We start from the raw sequence: 1,148 nt of genomic DNA, 5'->3' as shown, positions 1-1,148 counted from the left end.
GGAACCTACGATTAAGTCCCATCTCCTGAGCTACTCCGCTGCTCAAGCCGCATTTGCGGCGTAATAACCCGGTTTTTGATCATTTCACACCGCCTGCATGCCCGTTTTCCGGCAAGCAGACGGAGCTATCCTACGCTCGCAGCATCTGATCCACGCGGACAACGTTTGCCAAGGCGAACAGCATGGCCAGTTTGCTGTCGTTTTTCATCAAGCCACGGTAGCGCGCTTTGGTAAAACCGAACTGGCACTTGATGATCCGGAATGGGTGCTCAACCTTGGCACGGATGCTGGCCTTCATGTACTCCATGCTCAGTTTGACTTTGTTGATGCGCGGATGCTTTTTCAGCCCTCTGACCGTTCCGGGTGGTTGAGCAATGTGCCAGTCGAGGTCTTTATGCTTGAGCGCTGCCCGTTTCTCCGCGCCGCGGTAACCGGCATCAGCAAAGACGTAGCCCTCTTTACCATGAAGCAGGTGATGCGCCTGGTTGAGATCGTGTTCATTGGCGGCGGTGGTCGTAAAACTGTGCGTCAGGCCCGTTTTGGCATCGACGCCGATATGCGCCTTCATACCGAAGTGCCACTGATTTCCTTTCTTGGTCTGGTGCATCTCAGGATCACGTTCACCCGACTTGTTCTTGGTTGAACTGGGGGCTTCGATGATGGTGGCGTCCATCAACGTGCCTTCCTTCACCAGCACACCCGCTTCGCTCAACCAGGCCGATACCTCTTCGAAGATCTTTCGCGACAGCCCTTGTCGTTCCAGTAGATGGCGGAAGTTCATAATGGTCGTGTGGTCTGGGATCGCTTTGTCAAGCGACAACCCTGCGAACAGCCGCATCGACGCAATCTCGTAGAGTGCATCTTCCATGGCCGGATCGCTCAGGTTGTACCAGTGTTGCATACAATGGATGCGGAGCATGGTGGTCAACGGATAGGGGCGCCGACCGTTACCAGCCTTGGGGTAATGGGGTTCAATCACAGCGATCAGACGAGACCATGGAATCAGCTTCTCCATGCGCCCGAGAAACTTCTCTTTGCGTGTCTGGCGACTCTTGCTGGTGAACTCGCTGTCAGCGAAGGAGAGTTGGTGATCCATGGATAGCCCTCAGCACATCAGAGCGCGGATTGTCTCATGCCAAGGGACTTAA

1 protein-coding gene is annotated in these 1,148 nt (G+C 54.9%); it reads right to left on the bottom strand.

The features are described 5' to 3' along the window. Positions 1–130 precede the first annotated feature (130 nt). The gene (locus tag JGZ97_RS18045) at positions 131–1,096 is read right to left on the bottom strand and encodes an IS5 family transposase (RefSeq protein ID WP_207064101.1); all 966 of its coding nucleotides are present in this window, start codon (positions 1,094–1,096) and stop codon (positions 131–133) included. Positions 1,097–1,148: the final 52 nt, after the last annotated feature.

The sequence above is a fragment of the Motiliproteus sp. SC1-56 genome (assembly GCF_017309075.1).
In the GTDB taxonomy this organism is placed as follows: Bacteria; Pseudomonadota; Gammaproteobacteria; order Pseudomonadales; family Balneatricaceae; genus Motiliproteus.
The sequence above is the reverse complement of the archived record's forward strand: the minus strand, read 5'-3'. Positions and strand labels throughout refer to the sequence as shown.

What these genes read in the sequence shown, in the direction of transcription:
- JGZ97_RS18045 (WP_207064101.1), bottom strand. Translation starts at nt 1,096, where the DNA reads ATGGATCACCAACTCTCCTTCGCTGACAGCGAGTTCACCAGCAAGAGT.